Origin of the sequence: Polaribacter sp. Z022, from assembly GCF_023555495.1 — a bacterium.
In the GTDB taxonomy this organism is placed as follows: Bacteria; Bacteroidota; Bacteroidia; order Flavobacteriales; family Flavobacteriaceae; genus Polaribacter.
Genome location: NZ_JALCZO010000002.1, coordinates 106,942 through 128,957 on the forward strand (window position 1 = coordinate 106,942; position 22,016 = coordinate 128,957).

Below are 22,016 nucleotides of genomic sequence, written 5' to 3' on the forward strand. Positions count from 1 at the left end.
ACTTTTTTAAAATTTAAATTGATTAATTGATGTTTCATAATTCATAATTCATAATTTTGCAAACTATGGATTTTTCATCAAAACTTTTAGAAAATGCAGTAAATGAAGTATCTCGTTTACCAGGAATTGGTAAACGAACAGCTTTACGTTTGGTTTTGCATTTATTAAAACAACCAGCAGATAATACTAAGTATTTATCTGAAGCTTTATTACATTTAAGAAACGATGTAAAAACTTGTGAGAAATGCCATAATATTTCTGATACTGTTTTATGTGATATTTGTAATAATGTAAAAAGAAACCCAGAAATTGTTTGTGTTGTAGAAGATATTAGAGATGTAATGGCTATAGAAAGTACGTCTCAATTTAATGGTTTGTACCATGTTTTGGGAGGAAAAATTTCTCCTATTGAAGGAATTGGGCCTCAAAATTTACAAATTGAGTCTCTTGTAAAAAAAGTAGAAAGTGGAGAAGTAAAAGAGTTAATTTTTGCCCTAAGTTCTACAATGGAAGGAGATACAACAAACTTTTATATTTTTAAGCAAATAGAAAAATACGATATTACAACATCTACAATTGCACGTGGAATTTCTGTTGGTGATGAGTTGGAATATGCAGATGAAGTTACCTTAGGTAGATCTATTGTTAATAGAATTCCTTTTGAACAAAGTATAAGGAGTTAAAATCTTTTAAGAGTATTTTGTTTATAAACAAATTATTGTTTGTAAATAAAATTTTAATAATAGTGATGTTATTATTAATACAATATATTTATATAAATAAAAAAAGCCAGTTGCTGATACAACTGACTTTTAATTTGGAAGTTTAGAGTTTTTAGAATTGATTTAATGATATTCAATCTAATCCTTTTCTCCTTTATATTTTTTTGTAAAGGCTTCTTCCAAAAGATTGAGTTTTTAAACTCGTTCTAAAATAGCTAATGAGACTACCTTCGAAATCCTACATCTCAAAGGTAGTTTTTATTGCTTCAAAATGAAGCTCATACTTATTCACAAAACCCATGAACCTATTAACAAAATTGTGATTATTGTAAATAATAAAAAATTTTACATGTTTTTAATGTGCTGATAGTTAGTATTTTAAAAATAGAAATCTTTGAAAGTACTGTCGTTATTGACATTCCTAAAAAAGGACTATTTAAAGTAAGAAAAATACTTTAATCTTCCTCTAAAATAACAGTTTTACTTTTTGTAATATTTTTTTTCTTGAAAGAATAGTAGGCCATAAAAGCACTAATTACCATTAAAACAGCAGCTAATAAAAAAGGAGCACCAGCAAACTCAAAAGGAGCGTCTTTTTTAGTGAAATAGTAAAAAATACCTGTCATTACTGGTGGCCCAACAATTGCAGAAGCGCTCATTAAACTTGTTAAAGTTCCTTGAATTTCTCCTTGTTCGGTTTCTGGTACTTGAATAGAAATTACGGCTTGTAAAGCAGGTCCTGCAATTCCACCTAAACAATAAGGAATTAAAAAGACAAATAACATCCAGCTTTCTGTAGCAAATGTAAATAGTAACATACCTATACTATATAGAAAAAAACCAACATAAATACTTTTTTCATTTCCTAATATTGGGTTTACCCATCGTATTAAAACTCCTTGTACTAAAGCAACCATTAAACCAATCATCCCTAAAGAAAGACCAACCATTTTTTCATCCCAATTAAATTTATACATTGAGAAAAAACTCCAATTACTTTGTATTGCATGAGAAGCTACATACAGTATAAACATGGATAAAGCCAATCCAATTAATTTTGGGTATTTTTTTAAATTGATAAAACTCCCAATAGGATTCGCTCTTTTAATATCAAAATTTCTTCTTTTTTCTTTGGATAAAGATTCTGGAAGAATAAAATAACCATAAAGAAAATTAACAAAGCATAATACTGCAGTTGCGTAAAAAGGAACTCTAGGACCATAATGACCTAGTAAACCACCAATTACAGGCCCTATTATAAAACCTAAACCAAAAGCGGCACCTATTAATCCAAAGTTTTTAGCTCTATTTTCTGGGGTGCTAATATCTGCTATGTAAGCAGAGGCAGTTGTAATACTTGCACCAGTTATTCCAGAGATAATTCGTCCAATAAATAACCACGTAATTGTTGGTGCTAAGGCTAGTAAAATATAGTCTAAAGTAAATCCGAAAAGCGAAATTAAAATAATGGGTCTTCTTCCAAATTTATCGCTTAAGTTTCCTACTAATGGTGCAAAAATAAATTGTGTTATTGCGTATGCAAAGGTTAGCCAACCACCAATTTTTGCAGCTTCACTAATATCACCTTGTATCAATTCTTCTATTAAACCAGGAATTACAGGAATAATAATTCCCCAGCCAATTACATCAATTAGCATGGTAATAAAAATAAAACCTAAAGCTGCTTGCTTTTTATTTTTTTTCATGAAGTGGTTTGAATATCAAATAAAAGGATAATTATTTAATTTTCGTTAAAAGAACCTTTTTTATCAGTGTTTTCTAAAACTTCTTTCTCAGCTTTTTCCCAAGATTTTTTTTCTCTAATTTTTTTGTAGAGTCTTATACCTAACATAAGCAAAACACCAAAAAGGATGATTCCTACAACTCCCCAAATCCAATTAATTGCACTTTGTAGTGTTACTAAAAATACAACTGCAAAAAGAATAATTGTAGCAACTTCATTCCATATTCTTAATTTAAAAGCAGAATACTTAATAATATCATTTTGTAGTTGCTTGTATATTTTTTGACAAGAATAGTGGTAAAAATACAAAGCTAATACAAAGGCTAATTTTACATGCATCCAAGGCATTTCTAAATAATAAGGATTTTTATAAAGCATCCAAATAGCAAAAAAACTTGCCAAAATTGCTGATGGCCAAGTAATAATATACCACAATCGCTTACTCATTAATTTGTATTGTGTTTGCAAAATTTCTTTAGCAGGTTCTTCTTTTTTTTCTGCTTCTACATGGTAAATAAATAACCTAATAATATAAAATAAACCTGCAAACCAAGTGATGACAAAAATTACATGTAATGCTTTTACGTATAAAAAATCCATAGTTTTATATTAAATTTTAAGATTGTTATTTGATAGCTGAAAAGATTAATTTAATTATTTGTTTTTCCAGTCATTTATCCATTTAACCATAACATCTACCCATTCATCATTATCGTTTAAACATGGTATGTGTTTGTAATCTGTTCCTCCAAATTTTAAAAATTCATCTTTACCTTCCATGGCAATCTCTTCTAGTGTTTCTAAACAATCTGCAACAAATGCAGGTGTAATTACTGCTAGTTTTTTCTTTCCTTCTCCTGGAAATTTTTCAATTTCGAAATCTGTATATGGTTTTAACCAAGGGTCTTTTAAAAGACGAGACTGAAAAGAATTGCTATAAGTGCCTTCTTTTAAATCTAATTCTTTAACAATAGCTTTTGTTGTTTCAAAACATTGATGTCTGTAACAAGTGTGGTGAGCAACAGAGTTTCTTTCACAACAAGAACCATCAATTTTACAGTGGTTTTTAGTAACATCAGATTTTAAAATATGACGTTCTGGAATTCCATGATATGAAAATAAAATATGATCATAATCAAATCCTTCTAAATGATTCGCAATATTGTTACTCATTGCTTTTATGTAATCAGGTTCATTGTAAAATGGAGGTAAAGTATCTAATTTTACATTTGGATATTTCTCAGCTAAAATTTCTTCTGCTTTTACAACAACGGTTTCAAAAGAAGACATTGCATAATGAGGATATAAAGGAGCTAAAAAGATTTCTGTAACACCTTTATCAACCAACTCTTTAATACCTTTTTCCATAGACATACTTCCATAACGCATTGCTAAAGCAACAGGAATATCTACTTTGTTAAGTACTTTTTTAGTAAACCTTTCAGATATTACCACTAAAGGAGATCCTTCTTTCCACCATATTTTTTTATAAGCTGCTGCAGATTTTTTAGGTCTAAATCTTAAGATTATGGCTTTAATTAATAGGTAACGTTTCCAATAAGGAATGTCAATTACACGTTCATCCATTAAGAATTCGTCTAAATACTTCTTAACATCTTTTGTATCTGTAGAATCTGGAGATCCTAAATTGTTTAATAAAATTCCTTTCATTATATATTGAAATTATTTTTTAATTTGATTAGTTACTTCGTATAAAGTAATGGCTAAACTATGTATTACATTCATTGATGAATTTCTACCATACATTGGTATTGCAACAGTGTTGTCTAATAATTTTATGTTTTCAATACCATTTCTTTCACTCCCCAAAAGTAATACGATTTTTTGATGATTTTTAAAATTAAAATCTTGAATGTTAATGCTCTTATCAGTAATTTCTATTCCAATAATAGAATTTCCTTCAGTTTTTAGCTGGTTTATTAATGATTCAAAATTAGAATATGTTTCGTGTTTAATTTGGTTTACAGTATTTCTTGCTGTTTTTTTTACAATTCTATTTTCTGTAGTAGGTGAATTTTCGTGAAAATAAATTTTTTCCACTCCAAAGCTTTCAGAAATTCTAAAACACATTCCTATGTTTTCTGGAGTTCTAATAGCATCGCAAACAATAGTAATAGGAAATTGTTTTTGCTCGTTTTCTATGTCGTAATGTGTTAATTGTTCCAAACTTAATTTTTTAAACTCATTACATATTTCTTTGGTGTTGTTCCAAATTTCTTTTTAAAAGCAGCAATAAAATGACTTGCTGTGCTATAGCCAACTTTAATACCAACTTCATTTACATTAAATTGATTGCTTTCTAGTAGTTTTCTTGCATGTTCCATTTTGTAATCAAACAAGAAACTGTAAACAGTGTCTCCATAAATTTGTTTAAAACCTTCTTTTAGTTTCTTTAAATTTAATCCAATTTCTGTAGATAGTTCTTGTAAAGTTGGTGGTTCTGCCATTCTAGAAATAATAATTTCTTTGGCTTTTCTAATTTTTAAAACATTTTCTTCATCAACTAAAAACGGACAATATTCTCCATCAGAATTTTCTTCTTGTTGAAAATGTAAACTTAATAATTCGTATACTTTACCTTTAATATATAAGTCTCTTATAGAACTATTAATGTTTGCGTTTATAATTTGTTGTAATACAATAGAAACTGTTGGTTTTATTTCAGTGTCATCATAATACTTTTTGTTGCTGTTTTCATCGCTTAAAAAAGGAATGTAACCAGATTCTTTAGAAAATAAAGAATGAAACTTTTCAATAGAAATTAATAAAGAAACTAATGTTGTTTTTGGTTGTATTTCTAAATGAATTGGTAAAATTCTTTGTGGATTGTATAGTAAAATAGATCTGTTGTCTAAAACATCAAAAGAATAAGAACCATTGTTAAAAAGAAACTTAGAGTTACCTCTTAAGCAAAAATGAATTTGTATAAAAGTACTACTTATTTCTCTTTCAAAATCCTGAACTTCTTTGCTTTCGTTCTGAAAATGAAAGAGATAAAACCCTTTGTCTAATATAATTTCTTCAAAAGTACTTTCTCCGACATTTTTGAACATATATATTCTTTTTATATTGATTTTTCTTATTTAGAATTGTTCTATATAAGATGTTGTAAAATCTCTGATTAGTCAGCAAAAGTAGTGCTTTTCGTGGTTTTATTAGTTAAAAATCATTTAAAAATCATTTAACGTTATAAAAAAAACTTCAAGCGACATTTTTTTCTAATTGAAGTTTCTATTTTTGTGCAACTTTTATAATAAAATGCAAGAAGTCAGGCAAGAGCACTTTTACAATATTGGGGTTAGTTATAAAAAAGCAGATGCTAATACTCGTGGAAAATTTTCTTTATCTAAAGAAAATCAAACTGCGTTGTTACAACTAGCCAAAGAAAAAAACTTTAAAGGAGTTTTTATTATTTCTACATGTAATAGAACCGAAATTAGTGGTTTTGCAGAACGTCCTTGTCAATTAATAGAATTGTTATGTGAGTTTTCTGAAGGTACAATTCAAGAATTTGCTAAAGTTTCTAATGTATATAAAAACCAAGAAGCAATTCATCAATTATTTAGAATTGGTACAGGGTTAGAAAGTCAAATTTTAGGAGATTATGAAATTGTAGGTCAGTTAAGACAATCATTTAAATTGGCAAAATCTTTAAAAACGACAAATGCGTATTTAGAGAGGTTGTTAAATAGTGTTTTGCAGGCAAGTAAAAGAGTAAAAAATGAAACAAAATTAAGTTCAGGTACTACTTCTGTTTCATATGCTGCTGTTCAATATATAATTAAAAATTTACCAAATTATAACTCTAAAAATATATTAGTTTTTGGTTTGGGTAAAATGGGGAAACATACCTGTAAAAACTTAGCAGAATATACCCAAAATAAATCTGTTTGCTTAATTAATAGAACAGAAGAAAAAACAACAGAATTTATAAAAGAACATACTTCAATTAGAAAAGCTCTAATAGAAAATTTATCTGAAGAAGTACAAAAAGCTGATGTTTTAATTGTTTCTACAGGAGCAAATAAGCCAACAATTACAAAAAAACACATAGCAAATAATAAAGAATTATTGATTTTAGATTTATCAATGCCAGAAAATGTGGCAAAAGATGTTTCTTATTTAGAAGGTGTTTCTTTAGTAAATGTAGATGAGCTTTCTAAAATAACTGATGAAACTTTAGCAGTTCGTCAACAAGAAGTTCCAGTTGCTGAAGCTATTATAGAAACTCATAAATCAGAGTTTAATGAATGGTTAAATCATAGAAGATTTACACCAGCAATAGCAGCTTTAAAAAAATCATTAGAAAATATTAAAAACGACGAAATTAATTTTCAAAAGAAAAAGATTACTAATTTTGATGAAAGTCAAGCAGAAATCTTAACTTCACGTTTTATTCAAAAAATAACAACCCAGTTTGTGAAACATTTAAAAGATGAAGAAACTTCTGTTTCACAAAGTCTACAAGTAATAAATAAGGTTTTTCAATCTTAAACAACAACTCATGCAGAAAATAATAAGAATAGGAACTCGCGATAGCCAATTAGCGCTTTGGCAAGCTAATAAAGTGCGTAAAGAATTAACTGAATTGGGTTATGAATCTGAGTTGGTTCCTATAAAATCTTTGGGAGATATTGTTTTAGATAAACCTTTATATGAGTTAGGTGTTACAGGTGTTTTTACTAAAAATTTAGATATTGCTATGTTAAATGGTGATATTGATATTGCTGTTCATTCTTTAAAAGATGTGCCTACTGTTTTACCAGAAGGAATTATTCAAGCTGCCGTTTTAAAAAGAGCAAATTATACAGATTTGTTAGTTTTAAAAGGTAATGAAGAGTTTTTTGGACAACCAGGAGGAATTATTGCAACAGGTAGTTTGCGTAGAAAAGCCATGTGGTTAAATCGTTATCCAACTCATAAAGTTGAAGATTTAAGAGGAAACGTAAATACACGTTTACAAAAATTAGAAGATAGTGAAACTTGGGATGGAGCTATTTTTGCAGCTGCAGGTTTAGAAAGATTAGGAATGAGATCTAAAGGAGCAATACCTTTAACTTGGATGATTCCTGCTCCAGCACAAGGTGCAATTATGGTTACAGCTTTAGAAAATGATGAGTTTGTAAAAGATGCATGTGAACAATTAAATCATCATGAAACAAAAGTTTGTGTAGGTATAGAAAGAGAATTTTTAAACCTTTTAGAAGGTGGTTGTACAGCACCTATAGGAGCTTTAGCCTATGTAGATGATAAAACTGAAGAAATAAATTTTCAAGGAGTTTTATTAAAAAGAGATGGTTCTAAAAAAATTACAGTTAAGAAAACTGCAAAAATGGGACGTCATCGTTATTTAGCAAAAGATTGTGCAGATTATGTAATTAATAGAGGAGGTAAAGAGTTAATGGCAGAAGATGAAGAGGTTGTTGCTCCATTACAAAACATATATTCTACCAAAAAACTTTCTGAGTTTCAAAAGGAAACATTGTCTGATACTATTGGAATTCAAGATAGCGATTTTATTAAAATTCGTTTTAATAGAATTCCACCAAAGGTGATGAAAAACGAAATTGAAAACGTTGTTATTACTAGTCAAAATGGAGTAGAAGCATTGTTAAATTCTTTCACAAAAGATGAAATGAACTTCAAAAATATTTTTTGTGTAGGTAGAAGAACTAAAAAATTAATTGAAAATAGAATTGGAAAAGTTACTTACGTTGCTAAAAATGCTAAAAAATTAGCAGATTACCTTTCTAAAGAATTAAAGGTAGATGAAGTAACCTATTTTTGCAGTAATGTAAGATTAGATGTATTACCTGCATTTTTAAAAGCTCACGATGTTATTGTTAATGAAGTAGAAGCTTATAAAACAATGTTAAGTTCAGAAAAGATTTCTGATGAAGTTTCTGGAGTTTTATTTTACAGTCCATCAGGTATTGAAAGCTATTTAACAGAAAATACAGCAAATAAAATTGCTTTTTGTATTGGAGAAACTACAGCAAAAGAAGCAAGAAAACATTTTGAGAATGTACAAGTTGCTAACCTACCAAGTGTAGATAGTGTTTTAGAATTGGTAAACAGTTATTTTTCAAAAGAATAAATATGTCTTCTCGAGCGCAGTCGAGAAGTTTTAAAAATTAGGTCTCAACTGCGCTCGACCAGACAGAAGTATAAAATTTATGTTTCGTACAAGAAGACTTAGAAAACACGAAGGAATTAGAAGATTAGTTAAAGAAACTAAACTTTCTGTAGATGATTTTATTTACCCTCTTTTTATAGAAGAAGGTGAGAATATTGAAAAAGAAATTATTTCAATGCCAGGAATCAAACGTTTTTCTTTGGATAGAATTTCTAAAGAATTAGATGAGGTTGTAGCCTTAAATATTCCTTCTGTAATATTGTTTGGTATTCCTTCAGAAAAAGATGATGAAGGAACAGAAACTTGGAATGATAATGGAATTATGCAACAAGCAATTCGTTTCATAAAAAAGAATTATCCAAGTTTATATGTAATTACAGATGTTTGTTTTTGTGAGTACACTTCACATGGTCATTGTGGAATTATCCATGATAATGATGTAGATAATGATGCTACTTTGGTAAATATTGCAAAGCAAGTTGTTTCTCATGCAAAAGCAGGAGTAGATATGGTTGCTCCTTCTGGTATGATGGATGGAACCATAGATATGATTCGTCAGTCTTTAGATAATACAGGATTTACAAACTTGCCAATTATGGCATATTCTGTTAAATATGCATCTGCATTTTATGGGCCATTTAGAGATGCAGCAGATTCTGCACCAACTTTTGGAGATAGAAGAACTTACCAAATGGATCCTTCAAATAGAGATGAAGGAATGCGTGAAGCAACTTTTGATGATCAAGAAGGAGCAGATATTTTAATGGTAAAACCAGCTTTGTCTTATTTAGATATTATAAGAGATTTAAAAAATAATTTTGACAGACCAATTGCGTGTTACAATGTAAGTGGTGAGTATGCCATGGTTAAAGCAGCCGCAGAAAAAGGTTGGATTGATGGAGAAAAAGTAATGATGGAAAGTTTACTTTCTATGAAGAGAGCAGGTGCAGATATTATTATTACTTATTTTGCTAAAGAAGCAGCAAAATTATTATTGAAACGTTAAAATGTTTAATAGTTGAATTGTTACAATTCAATAAATACACCATAACATATTAAATTATGAAATTTAAAAAATCACAAAAACTATATAAAAAAGGATTAAAAAATCTTGTAGGCGCAGTAAATTCTCCTGTAAGAGCATTTTCTTCTGTAGGAGGAAATCCTTTATTTATCAAAAAAGCTAAAGGAAGTAAAATTACTGATGTTGATGGTAATGATTATGTAGATTTAGTACTTTCTTATGGACCAATGATATTAGGTCACAGACATAAAAAAGTGCAAAAAGCTGTTGAAAAAGCATTAGATAATGGGTATTCATTTGGAGCATCAACAGAAAACGAAATAAAATTAGCAAAAATAGTTTGTGATGCTTTTCCAGGAATGGATAAAGTACGTTTTGTAAATTCTGGTACTGAAGCTGTTTTAAGTGGAATTCGTTTGGCAAGAGCATTTACAGGAAAAGATAAAATCATCAAATTTTCTGGTTGTTATCATGGTCATCAAGATGCACTGCTAGTTGCTGCAGGTTCTGGTTTAGCAACTTTAAGTTTACCAGGTTCTAAAGGTGTACCTGAAGGAGCTGTAAAAAACACATTAATTGCTGAATACAATAATTTAGAAAGTGTAAAAAAACACTTTGAAGAGCACAATGATATTGCAGGTGTAATTATTGAGCCAATTGGAGGAAATATGGGAGTTGTAATTCCTCAAAATAGCTTTTTGCAAGAATTAAAAACATATTTAGAATCTAAAGGAGCATTGTTAATTGCTGATGAAGTTATGACAGGTTTCCGTTCTAAATTTGGTGGAGCTCAAGAATTATTAGGAGTAGAAGCAGATATAACTTGTTTAGGAAAAGTAATTGGAGGTGGGTTTCCTGTGGGAGCTTATGGAGCAAGAAATGAAATTATGGAAAATGTTGCTCCTTTAGGAGGAATGTATCAAGCAGGAACGTTATCTGGAAATCCTATTGCTATGGCAGGAGGAATATCTACTTTAACAGAATTAAAGAAACAAAATCCTTATAAAAAGTTTGAAGAAATAGGGAGTATTATAGAAGTTATATTACTTGAGACTGCTAAAAAATACAATGTAGATATTACTGTAAACAGGTTTGGTTCTATGTTAAACCCGTTTTTTACAAAAACTAAAGTGACTAATTTTGAAGAAGCACAAACTTCTGATACAGAAAAGTTTGCAGTTTTCTTTTGGGAAATGATTAAAAACGGAGTGTTTTTACCTCCATCACAATTTGAAGCATGGTTTTTATCATCAGCTTTAAAAGACAAGGATATTAAAAAAATAGCAGACGCAACTGATAAAGCGATGTTGGCAGTTTCAAAAATGTAGATATGATAAAAAACGATTTATTTTTAAGAGCATTAAAAGGAGAAACAGTAGAAAGACCTCCAGTATGGATGATGCGTCAAGCTGGAAGATATTTACCAGAATTTATGGAAATCAAACATAAGTATGATTTCTTTACACGTTGTCAAACTCCAGAATTAGCATCAGAAATTACTGTACAACCAATTCGTAGATATGGTATGGATGCTGCTATTTTGTTTTCAGATATTTTAGTAATTCCACAAGCAATGAATATTGAAGTGGAAATGAAACCTAATTTTGGTCCTTATTTACCAAACCCAATTAGAACTCAAAAAGATTTAGACTCTGTTATTATTCCAGATATACAAGATTCTTTAGGGTATGTAATGGATGCTATTAAAGCAACTAAAGAAAAATTGAATAACGAAATTCCGTTAATCGGTTTTGCAGGTTCACCTTGGACAATCTTATGTTATTGTGTACAAGGGCAAGGTTCTAAAAACTTTGACAAAGCAAAAGAATTGTGTTTTACAAATCCTGTAGTAGCTCACAGTTTATTGCAAAAAATTACAGATACAACTATTGCGTATTTAAAAGCAAAAGTAGAAGCTGGTGTAGATGCTGTTCAGGTTTTTGATTCTTGGGGAGGAATGTTGTCTCCAACAGATTATCAAGAATTTTCATGGCAATACATACAACAAATAATAGATGCTTTAAAAGATATTACACCTGTAATTGCTTTTGGTAAAGGATGTTGGTTTGCTTTAGGAGAAATGTCTAAATCTGGTGCTTCTGCTTTAGGAGTAGATTGGACTTGTTCACCTAGAAATGCACGTTATTTATCTGGAGGTAGAATTACCTTACAAGGTAATTTTGATCCTACAAGATTGTTTTCTCCACCAGCAGTAATTAAAAAAATGGTGCATCAAATGATTGATGAATTTGGTAAAGATAAATTGGTTGTAAACCTTGGTCATGGTATTTTACCAAATATTCCTTTAGATAATGCCAAAGCATTTATAGATGCTGTAAAAGAGTATAAAGCAAGCTAAAATGCCACATTTTATTTTAGATTGTTCAGAAAATATTTTAGAAATTCAAAAACCTAGAAAAGTATTAGAAGCAGTTTTTGAAACTGCTTTTTCTACGGGTTTGTTTGAAAGAGAAGATATTAAAGTGAGAATGAATCCATATAAACATTCATTGGTTCAGAGTGGAGAATCCGATTTTATTCATGTTTTTGGAAACATTATGCAAGGTAGATCAGAAGAGCAAAAAGCAGAACTTTCTTATGCTATTGTTGCTACTTTAAATACTTTATTCCCTAATGTTCCAATTATTTCTATGAATATTAGAGATTTTGAAATGGCAAGTTATTGTAATAAAACAATGATTTAAAGTTGTAAAAATGGTTAAAGATATATTTTCTGGGTTAAAAGCTTATGTAGGAGCTTTCAATTTAATATCGCAATTAAAACTCTGGAAATATTTTGCAATTCCTATTTTAATTAGTGTTGTAACAGCAAGTGTAATTGGTATTACCTCTTATGGTTTGTCAGATAATATTGGTGTTTTTTTAGCAAAAATATGGATTTGGGATTGGGGAAAAGATACAGTTACTACAATAACCTCATTTATAGGAGCGCTATTTGTTTTGGTAATTGGTTTAATCCTTTATAAGCATATTGTTTTAGCTTTGTCAGCTCCATTTATGAGTCCAGTTTCCGAAAAAATAGAGAAACATATTAATGGAGATTTAAAACTGCAGCATAGAAATACGTCGTTTCAAGAGCAACTTATTAGAGGAATTAAATTAAGTGTTAGAAATTTAGGAAAAGAATTGTTTTTTACGATTCCTATTTTAATGTTAAAGTTAATTCCTGTTGTAAATATATTTTCAACTATTTTATTATTTTTATTACAATCTTATTATGCTGGCTTTGGTAATATGGATTATACTTTAGAGCGCCATTTTAATTATAAAGACAGTATACATTTTGTAGGTAAAAACAAAGGTTTTTCCATAGGTAATGGAATTGTTTTTATGCTGTGTTTATTAATTCCTGTATTAGGGATTATTATGGTTTTGCCTTTATCAGTTACTGCAGCAACAGTAAAAACAGTTGAATTATTAAGTAAAGAAAATGAAAGTACAGTTTTATAAATACATTGAAAATTTACAAGATATAATTACTTCTAAATTAGAAGAGATTGATGGTGCTGCTAACTTTAAAGAAGACCTTTGGAAAAGAAAAGAAGGTGGTGGAGGTAGAACACGTGTTATTGAAAACGGTGCAGTTTTTGAAAAAGGAGGTGTAAATATTTCTAAAGTTTTTGGAGAATTACCAGAAGCATTAAGAAAACAATTTGGAGTAAAAGAAGGTAATTTCTTTGCTTGTGGGTTAAGTTTGGTTTTGCATCCTATAAATCCGTTTGTACCAACTGTGCACGCAAATTGGCGTTATTTTGAAATGTATGATGACAAAGGAAATATTGTTACTCAATGGTTTGGAGGAGGACAAGATTTAACTCCTTATTATTTATTTGATGAAGATGCTGTTCATTTTCATACTGTTTGTAAAAATGCTTGTGATAAACATGATTTAGAATTTTATCCTAAGTTTAAAAAAACTTGTGATGAGTATTTTTGGAATACACATAGAAATGAAGCTCGTGGAATTGGAGGATTGTTTTTCGATTATTTAAAAGAAACACCTAAATATTCAATTAAAGAGCGTTTTAATTTTGTGACAGAAATTGGCGATAGTTTTTTAGAAAGCTATTTGCCAATTGTTAATAACCGTAAAAATATTTCATTTACTAAAGAGCATAAAAATTGGCAAGAAATTAGAAGAGGACGTTATGTTGAGTTTAATTTAGTTCATGATAGAGGAACTTTATTTGGTTTAAAAACAAATGGTAGAATTGAGAGTATTCTTATGAGTTTACCACCAACAGTACAATGGCACTACAATCATGTACCAGAAAAAGATTCAGAAGAAGAAAAGTTAATTAAAATATTAGCAAACCCAAAAGAGTGGGTTTCATAAAAAAAATCTAAAGCAAAACTAAACTTAGTTTTGCTTTTTTTTTGTTAACAAAAGCAATTTATTGTTATTAACAATTTGTTAATAACTATGGTTTTTGTGTAGTTTTTGGATAATTTTTATTAATAATTTAGTAGTAGAAAATTGTAACTCAAAATTAATTTATGGGTTAAGTTCTAAAAACTTCAAAATGAAAAACCTATTTACGTTATTATTTATTTTTTTATGTTGGTCAAATTTTGGGCAGTTTAATGCAAATCAAGATTATCATTTTAAACAAGATTTTGGTCAAATTTTAGAAGACTTATCTACAAATTATATTTATTTAAAAGATAAGAAAACAGATTTTAGCTGTGTAAAAGAAAAATACTCTAAAGTAATAAACATGGTAAAAACTGATAAACAAAGAATTTTGTTTTTTGAGTATTTACTAGATGAGTTTTACGATAGTAATCTAAAATTAAATACAGAAACAAAACATTCATACCGCTTTCATTCACCAATTTATGTAACACTAAAAGATGATAAATTTTATGTTAAGGATATTTGGTATTCGCAAATGAAAGATTATGGTAAAAATATTGTTGGTGCAGAAGTTTTAAGATTTAATAGTAAAGAATTTAATAATGCAATAGATAATTATCCTACACAATGTGTAAATAAAAATTTACCAGAAGTTAGAGAATGGATTGCAAATAGAATTATTTCTGGAAGAAACAATAAAGCTAGAATTTTAACTCTTCAAACATTAAATAATAAAAGAGTTACATTAAATATAGACAACATAAAAATTACTGAAAACAGAGAACTTTTATCGGTTTACAAAAAAAATAGAATTGCTGTCGTTAAAATTAATAACTCATTAGGAAACGATAACTTATTATTGGCTTTTGATAAAAAGTTAGAATCTTTAATGGATACTGATGGATTAATTTTAGATTTAAGAAATACTGTAGATGGAGGAAAACCTTATAACGTAAGAGGTATAATGAGTAGATTTGTTAATGCAGAAATGCCTTATCAAAAATTTGTTACAGAAGAAAAGTTAGGTAATAACCCTGTAATTATCAGAAAAAGGTTAGAAAGTGTTACTCCAAGAGGAAAACAATATAAAAAACCAGTTGTAGTTTTAGTTGGTAGATGGACTAATAATACAGCAGAAAGTTTAGCAATTGGTTTTGACGGATTGCAAAGAGCTAAAGTTATAGGAACAGAAATGGGTAAATTTTCTGGAACCACATTAAATTATTCTTTTAATAATAGAAATTATGGTTATAGAATTCCAACAGAAAAATTGTATCAACTAAATGGTACTTTGAGAGAAAAATTTATCCCTCAATATAATGTTACTCAAGAAAATACATTATCAGATGGTGTATTAGAAAAAGCTTTTTCTGTACTAAAATTTGACATTGATCAAAATTTTAATGTAAACGGAAAAGAGAAAAATAGTATTGTTAAAAACTAATTAGAAGTAAGAGTCCCTTCATTTTATTAAAATAAAAGAGCAGAAATATTATTTCTGCTCTTTATAATTAATTCAAATATATTCTTTTGTTCTTTACATACTATTATTATTTTGTACTACAAATTTATAATATTTGGTAATTTAATAATATGACAATAATCATATTGTTTTTTTATTTATATAAAAAAATAAACTATAAATAATGCGTGTTAATTATGTATATGGTAATTGTTGTTTGTGGTTACTTGTTTATTTATCCTTTTTTTTAAAATGATAATGAAATAATTAAAGATTATAAGATTAATAAATAATTTTAGCTTATAAGTTTAAAATATTGATTCTTCTTAAAATTATAATATATTTATAAAAACATTAATTTATTTATATTATTTATCGTTTATGTAGGTTTATTTGCTTGTTTTATAAGAATAATGTAATTATTAGTTTTTTTAAATCTAATATTTTATGTCATAAATAGATGAAAAGCAAACGAATTTTCGTAAATTTGCAATCTTTAAAATCAGAAAGAAATGGCAAGATTTGAATTGAAGTTACCAAAAATGGGAGAAAGCGTTGCAGAAGCAACTATAACTTCTTGGTTAAAAGAAGTTGGAGACACCATTGAGTTAGATGATGCAGTTGTAGAAATTGCAACAGATAAAGTAGATTCTGAAGTTCCATCTGAAGTTGAAGGAACTTTAATAGAAATTTTATTTGAAAAAGATGATGTGGTTTCTGTTGGTGAAACTATTGCTGTAATTGAAATTGAAGGAGAAGATTCTAATAAAGAAGAACAAATAATTACTGCTTTACCAAATAAAGTTAAAGAAGTAGAGAAAACAATTGAAAAAGCTATAGAAATTGTTGCTACTCCAATTGCAAAAACTTCTGACTCTGGTAAATTTTATTCACCTTTAGTAAGAAATATTGCTCAAAAAGAAGGCGTAACTTTAAGTGAATTAGAATCAATTATTGGTTCTGGTAAAGATCAAAGAGTAACAAAAGAAGATATTCTTTCTTATATAGAAAATAGAGGTGTTGCTTCAAACGAAACTAAAATTGAAATTCCTGTAAAAACCGAAACTACTACAAAAGTAGATGCTCAAAAGAAAGCTGCTAAACCCACAGTAAAAGCAGTACCTGTTTCTGTAAATGGCGAAGATGAAATTATAGAAATGAGCAGAATGGGTAAATTGGTTGCTAAACATATGGTAGATTCTGTTCAGACTTCTGCTCATGTGCAATCTTTTATAGAAATAGATGTTACAAATATTGTAAAATGGAGAAATAAAGTTAAGGATGCTTTCTTAAAAAGAGAAGGAGAAAAGTTAACTTTTACTCCTATCTTTATGCAAGCAGTTGCAACAACTATTAAAAAATATCCTTTAATTAATATAGCTGTAAAAGGCGATTCTATTATTAAAAAGAAAAATATTAATTTAGGAATGGCTGCTGCATTACCAGATGGAAATTTAATTGTTCCTGTAATTAAAAACGCAGATCAATTGAACTTAGTTGGTATGACAAAATCTGTAAATGATTTGGCAAACAGAGCAAGAAATAATGCATTAAAGCCAGATGAAATTCAAGATGGTACATATACAGTTACTAATGTAGGTGGTTTTGGGTCTATAATGGGAACACCAATTATAAATCAACCACAAGTAGCAATTTTAGCTTTAGGTGCAATTCGTAAAGTTCCTGCAGTTATAGAAACTAATGAAGGAGATTTTATAGGAATAAGACAAAAGATGATTGTATCTCATTCTTATGATCATAGAGTTGTAAATGGTGCATTAGGAGGGATGTTTATAAAAACCTTAAAAGAAATTTTAGAATCTTGGGATGTAAATCAAGACTTTTAAAATCCGAATATTTTAAATTTAAAACGCTCACTTTTTGTGAGCGTTTTTTTGTTGTAAATAGTTATATTCGTTTGTTATAAATTAAATACTAAATAAAAATATTAGAATGAAAAAATTGTTAGCCCTACTATTAATAATCACAGTAAATCTAACCATTGCTCAAGATTCTCAAAACCAAACCTTACTGCGTTTAAATTATGAAAAAGGTGCAACTTATGATGTTGCTATGGAAGTAACTCAAGAAATGGGAACAATGATGTCTATGGGGATGACCATAAACATGGATATTAAAGTTTTAGATGTTAAAGGTGATGTTTATGATAGTGAAATGAAGTTTACTAAAATGACTATGGATATGTTACAAGGAGGTAACTTAATTAGTTATGACTCTACCAAAAATGATGATGAGTTAGATGAAACTGGTAAAATGATGAAACAGCAAATGGGACCAATGTTAAGTGCTGTAATTTTTGTAAAAGGAAATAATTTAGGAGAGGTTATTGAAGCAAAAGTAGAACCAACAATTGCTGGTATGGAAGATATTGCAAAACAATCTAACAATGTTATTTATCCTAAAGAAGCAATTAAAGTTGGTAGTTCTTGGACGATGTCTAAAGAAGAAAAAGGTATGAAAATGGATTTTATTTATACAGTAAAATCAATAATTGATAACGAAATAGTTTTAGATTTATCTGGTAACATTTCTGGTATGGCTACAGGAAAAATTACTGGGAAAATGGAGATTGAAAAAGATTCTGGGATACCTGTTAACAGTTTAATTAATATGGATATGTCTGTAAGCGGACAAGAATTAAAGTCTAAGATTACTATGAAAATGGGAAAAAAATAAATACATATTTATAAATAGATTTAACAAAACGCTTGGAAATTCCAAGCGTTTTTTTGTTACTTTGGTTTCCTAATTCACCAATTGTTATGACTTTTGATAATCCTATTTTATTTTTTTTATGCTCAATAGGGGTTTTTAATGGCTTTTTAGCAAGTTTTTATTTCTTGTTTTTTAGCAAAGAAAAAAGAGTTCAAAATTTATTTTTTGGTTTTTTATTATTAATGTTAAGTTTAAGGATTGGTAAATCTGTTTATGTGATATTTACAGAAAGAAGTGAAAGAAATTTACTAATACTCCAAATAGGTTTATCAGCTTGCTTTTTAATAGGTGTTGCACTATTTTATTACATAAAATCGTCTGTTAATAATATAAAAGTAATTCCTCGTCTTTGGAAAATTCATATTCTTACTTTAATAATTATAATATTTTCTATTGGTATTATAGCTCCATATAAAACAAATATTTCTCTTTGGAGCAAATATGTTGTACATACAATTTATGCAGTTTGGGGACTTTACATTTTAATGTCTGGTTTTTGTTTAAAAGATGTTTTTAAAAGATTAACCACAAAAAAAGTAGTGTTAACAACATCAGAGTTATGGTTAGTGTGGGTTTTTATAGGTAATCTTTTAATTTTTTCTGCGTATATAATTGGTTACTTTTATTTATACCTTATTGGCACCATTACTTTTTCTGTAGTCTTTTATGCATTGTTAGTTTTTTTATTATCTAAAAGTAATAGAGAAAATGTATTTAAAGATATTCCAGAAAAATATGCTTCAAAAAAAATAAAAGAAACTGAAGCAAATATTTTGGTTAAAAATTTAAATAAAGTAATGTTAGAAAAGCAATTTTATAAAAACACTAATATTAAATTGAATGATATTGCAAAAGAAATTCAGATATCTTCACATCAATTATCGCAATTATTAAATGATAATTTAGGAAAAAGTTTTGCTTTATTTATAAATGAGTATAGAATTGATGAAGCAAAAAGAATATTAAAAGAAAACAATCAATTTACTTTAGAAGCTATTGGTTTTGAAGCTGGATTTTCTTCAAAATCAAACTTTTACGCTACTTTTAAAAAGATTGTTGGTAAAACTCCATCAGAATTTAAGAAGCAATATTCTTAGATGTATATTCCTAATTTATAATACAGGACACTTAAATTATAAAAAATCACTTTGTTTTTTCATTGATTTTAGAGATTTGATTTAATCTTTAAAATTAAAAACATGAAAAAAGTTATTTTACTATTGGTTACTTTATTTAGTTTACAAGTAACATTTGCACAATCAGAAACTTCATTAATAGCAAACGCTTTATCTAAATATATGGAGGGGAGTTCTTATAATAAACTTAAACTTTTAGAAAGTGCTTTTACAAACGATGCAACTCTTTATTTAACTGGTAAAAACGGATTTAAAAGATATACACCTAAAGAATATTCAGCATTTTTTAAAAATAAAAAAACAGGAGAATTTAATGGGAGAGTAGCAAAAATTCTTGCAGTAGAAGTAATTAGAGATATTGCAACTGCTAAAGTAGAAATAGCTGGACCAGATAGAAAATGGGTTTATGTGGATTTATTTTTATTAAAGAAATTTGATAAAGAATGGAAAATTATTAGCAAAACAGCAACAAGAGTTGACGATAAAAATTAATAGAATGAAAAAAACTTTAGCTGTTATTTGTATTCTTTTTTTATCCAATATTTACGCACAATCTTCTATTAAATTTATTAATACAGATATAAAAGTTGATGGAAAATTAAACGAGGATGTTTGGAGTAATTTAAAGGAATATACAGGGTTTTACAATTATTTACCAACAGATATAGGTTTGGCTAAAAACCAAACCTCAGTAAAATTATTTCATAATAAAGAATATTTGTTTGTGAGTGCTGTTTATAATGATACAACAAATAAAACTGTTGTAAGTACTTTAAAAAGAGATGTTTCTATTGCTTTTAGTGATGCTTTTGTTATGATTTTAGATACACAAAATCAAGAACAAAATGGATATTTCTTTGCTGTAAATTCGCTTGGTAATCAAACAGATGGTTTGGTAGCAAGGGTGAAAGATAGTTACAATTTAAGCTTTAGTTGGAATGCTATTTGGCAATCTAAAGCATTTTTAAATGGTACTAAAAAACAATATGAACTTGCTATTCCTTTAAAGTCTCTAAATTTTAATAATAATAATGCAACATTCGGAATTCAGTTTTACGTTAGAGATATTAAAAACAATTCTTGGACTGTTTTAAAAAATGTAAAACGAAATTTTGCTAATTTAGATTTACGCTTCACAGAAAAGTTTAAAGTTAACAATTTACCAAAGAAATCTAATTCAAAGTTTACGGTTATTCCATCAGTTACCACAAATTTTGAAAAAAATGTGCAAACTAATATAGAAGAAACTTCTTTTAAACCAAGTTTAGATGTACAGTACAACCTTTCTTCTTCTTTAAAATTAGATGCCACAATTAATCCTGATTTTTCGCAAATAGACGTAGATCAACAAGTAACTAATTTAACACGATTTGCAATAAATTTTCCTGAAAGAAGAAATTTTTTCTTAGAAAATGCAGACTTGTTTTCTAACTTAGGAGTAGATGGTGTTAATCCTTTTTATTCTAGAAGAATTGGCTCAAATTCCGACATTAAATTTGGTTTAAAATTGTCAGGAAACATTTCTCCTAAAACTAGAATTGGAATTTTAAATGTACAAACAGGAAAAGAAAACGGAGTAGCTTCTCATAATTTTGGAACCATAGTTGCAGAACATCAAATTTCTAAAAATTTTGTGAGTACTGCATATATAATTAACAAACAAGAAACAGATGGGTTTAGTTTTATGAATGATTTTAATAGAGTTACAGGAATCAATTTAAACTACAAATCCAACAATAATAAGTGGATTGGATTGGCAAATTTTGGTAAAAGTTTTAATGATGGAGTTTCTAAAGATAATAGTTTTTATAATGTAGGTGTTTATTATAATAAAAGAGGTTTAGAGTGGAATGCTTCTGTTAAAAAACTAGGTAAAAACTATCTTACAGATGTGGGTTTTACTCCAAGACTTTATAATTTTGATGCCATAAATAATATTGTTGTTAGAGAAGGATATACACAAACTTCTGCTGGTGTTGAGTATCAAAAATTTTATGAGCATTCTACAACAATAAATTCAGTACGTTACTTAAATTATAGCAATACTATTTATTTCAATGAAAATGGAAGCAAAAATCAAGTATCTCATTTTTTAAATTCTGCAGTTTTTTTTAAAGATTTATCATCTGTTTACTATGTTGTAAATTATGATGAAATAGATTTAAAATATGGGTTTGATCCTCTAGGGAATGGAAATGCATTAGTACCAGGAAAATACAATTTCGGAATCTTAAAAGTTGGGTATAATTCTGCTAATAATCAAAAATTTAGATATCGTTTTAATGTACAAAAAGGGACTTATTATACAGGGAAAAGAACAACTGCAGGTGCATATTTAAATTATCAATTGTTGCCATTTGCAAACTTAGAACTAACGTACGATGTAAATAAAATTGACTTACATAATTTAGGAAAAGAAACTTTTCATTTAACACGTTTTACAGGTGAAGTTTTTTTTAATAATCGCTTAAACTGGACTACTTATATACAATACAACACACAAAGAGATAATTTTAATGTAAATACTAGATTACAATGGGAGTATAAGCCTTTATCTTATGTGTATTTGGTTGTTACAGATAATTTTAATCAGCATATAAAAAGACAAAATTGGGGTGTAGCTTTTAAAGTGAATTATCGTTTTGATTTTTAATTAA

General features: G+C 28.1%; 20 protein-coding genes. 15 read left to right on the top strand and 5 right to left on the bottom strand.

Annotation, left to right across the window (positions count from 1 at the left end):
* Positions 1-65: 65 nt before the first annotated feature.
* On the top strand, positions 66-683 hold the full coding sequence (recR, locus tag MPF13_RS04275) for a recombination mediator RecR (protein WP_249981089.1): 618 nt from the start codon (positions 66-68) through the stop codon (positions 681-683).
* A 494-nt stretch (positions 684-1,177) separates the two neighbouring features.
* Here recR and MPF13_RS04280 read toward each other — a convergent pair whose 3' ends face one another.
* Genes MPF13_RS04280 through MPF13_RS04300 form a run of 5 tightly spaced genes read right to left on the bottom strand, consistent with a single transcriptional unit; the run spans position 1,178 to position 5,540 of the window.
* Positions 1,178-2,428 carry a TCR/Tet family MFS transporter gene (locus tag MPF13_RS04280; protein WP_249981090.1) on the bottom strand — a complete coding sequence of 417 codons (1,251 nt, stop codon included), beginning with the start codon at positions 2,426-2,428 and terminating at the stop codon, positions 1,178-1,180.
* Between the two features lie 35 nt (positions 2,429-2,463).
* On the bottom strand, positions 2,464-3,066 hold the full coding sequence (locus MPF13_RS04285; RefSeq protein ID WP_249981091.1) for a CopD family protein: 603 nt from the start codon (positions 3,064-3,066) through the stop codon (positions 2,464-2,466).
* Positions 3,067-3,120: 54 nt separating this feature from the next.
* Complete coding sequence (gene hemH, locus MPF13_RS04290; RefSeq protein WP_249981092.1) at positions 3,121-4,137, bottom strand: ferrochelatase; 1,017 nt, start codon at positions 4,135-4,137, stop codon at positions 3,121-3,123.
* Positions 4,138-4,149: 12 nt separating this feature from the next.
* Entirely contained in the window at positions 4,150-4,653 is a 504-nt protein-coding gene (locus tag MPF13_RS04295; protein WP_249981093.1) for a TrmH family RNA methyltransferase, read from the bottom strand.
* 2 nt (positions 4,654-4,655) lie between these two features.
* The gene (locus tag MPF13_RS04300) at positions 4,656-5,540 is read right to left on the bottom strand and encodes an AraC family transcriptional regulator (protein ID WP_249981094.1); all 885 of its coding nucleotides are present in this window, start codon (positions 5,538-5,540) and stop codon (positions 4,656-4,658) included.
* A gap of 205 nt (positions 5,541-5,745) precedes the next feature.
* Here MPF13_RS04300 and hemA point away from each other — a divergent pair, with 205 nt between their 5' ends.
* From hemA to MPF13_RS04370, 14 genes are all read left to right on the top strand, one after another.
* A complete protein-coding gene (gene hemA / locus MPF13_RS04305; RefSeq protein ID WP_249981095.1) occupies positions 5,746-6,981 on the top strand; it encodes a glutamyl-tRNA reductase in 1,236 nt (411 codons plus the stop codon).
* Between the two features lie 10 nt (positions 6,982-6,991).
* Positions 6,992-8,584 carry a hydroxymethylbilane synthase gene (gene hemC / locus MPF13_RS04310; RefSeq protein ID WP_249981096.1) on the top strand — a complete coding sequence of 531 codons (1,593 nt, stop codon included), beginning with the start codon at positions 6,992-6,994 and terminating at the stop codon, positions 8,582-8,584.
* Positions 8,585-8,663: 79 nt separating this feature from the next.
* Complete coding sequence (gene hemB / locus MPF13_RS04315; protein WP_249981097.1) at positions 8,664-9,629, top strand: porphobilinogen synthase; 966 nt, start codon at positions 8,664-8,666, stop codon at positions 9,627-9,629.
* 56 nt (positions 9,630-9,685) lie between these two features.
* Positions 9,686-10,975, top strand: coding sequence for a glutamate-1-semialdehyde 2,1-aminomutase (hemL, locus tag MPF13_RS04320; protein ID WP_249981098.1), 1,290 nt, complete (start codon positions 9,686-9,688; stop codon positions 10,973-10,975).
* A 2-nt stretch (positions 10,976-10,977) separates the two neighbouring features.
* Positions 10,978-12,006: a uroporphyrinogen decarboxylase gene (gene hemE, locus MPF13_RS04325; protein WP_249981099.1), complete on the top strand. Its 1,029-nt coding sequence runs from the start codon at positions 10,978-10,980 to the stop codon at positions 12,004-12,006.
* 1 nt (position 12,007) lies between these two features.
* Entirely contained in the window at positions 12,008-12,352 is a 345-nt protein-coding gene (locus MPF13_RS04330; RefSeq protein ID WP_249981100.1) for a 5-carboxymethyl-2-hydroxymuconate Delta-isomerase, read from the top strand.
* A gap of 10 nt (positions 12,353-12,362) precedes the next feature.
* Complete coding sequence (locus MPF13_RS04335) at positions 12,363-13,118, top strand: EI24 domain-containing protein (RefSeq protein WP_249981101.1); 756 nt, start codon at positions 12,363-12,365, stop codon at positions 13,116-13,118.
* Complete coding sequence (hemF, locus tag MPF13_RS04340; RefSeq protein WP_249981102.1) at positions 13,099-14,004, top strand: oxygen-dependent coproporphyrinogen oxidase; 906 nt, start codon at positions 13,099-13,101, stop codon at positions 14,002-14,004. The genes MPF13_RS04335 and hemF overlap by 20 nt, the downstream gene beginning before the upstream one ends.
* Positions 14,005-14,191: 187 nt before the next feature.
* Positions 14,192-15,469, top strand: coding sequence for a S41 family peptidase (locus MPF13_RS04345; RefSeq protein WP_249981103.1), 1,278 nt, complete (start codon positions 14,192-14,194; stop codon positions 15,467-15,469).
* A gap of 530 nt (positions 15,470-15,999) precedes the next feature.
* Complete coding sequence (locus tag MPF13_RS04350; RefSeq protein ID WP_249981104.1) at positions 16,000-17,334, top strand: dihydrolipoamide acetyltransferase family protein; 1,335 nt, start codon at positions 16,000-16,002, stop codon at positions 17,332-17,334.
* A gap of 106 nt (positions 17,335-17,440) precedes the next feature.
* Positions 17,441-18,184 (top strand): DUF6263 family protein, encoded by a 744-nt coding sequence (locus tag MPF13_RS04355; protein ID WP_249981105.1) that lies wholly within the window; start codon positions 17,441-17,443, stop codon positions 18,182-18,184.
* A gap of 32 nt (positions 18,185-18,216) precedes the next feature.
* Positions 18,217-19,320: a helix-turn-helix domain-containing protein gene (locus tag MPF13_RS04360; RefSeq protein ID WP_249981106.1), complete on the top strand. Its 1,104-nt coding sequence runs from the start codon at positions 18,217-18,219 to the stop codon at positions 19,318-19,320.
* A 102-nt stretch (positions 19,321-19,422) separates the two neighbouring features.
* Positions 19,423-19,851 (top strand): nuclear transport factor 2 family protein, encoded by a 429-nt coding sequence (locus MPF13_RS04365; RefSeq protein ID WP_249981107.1) that lies wholly within the window; start codon positions 19,423-19,425, stop codon positions 19,849-19,851.
* 4 nt (positions 19,852-19,855) lie between these two features.
* Positions 19,856-22,012, top strand: a complete 2,157-nt coding sequence (locus MPF13_RS04370; protein WP_249981108.1) for a DUF5916 domain-containing protein — start codon at positions 19,856-19,858, stop codon at positions 22,010-22,012.
* The last annotated feature ends 4 nt before the right edge of the window (positions 22,013-22,016 follow it).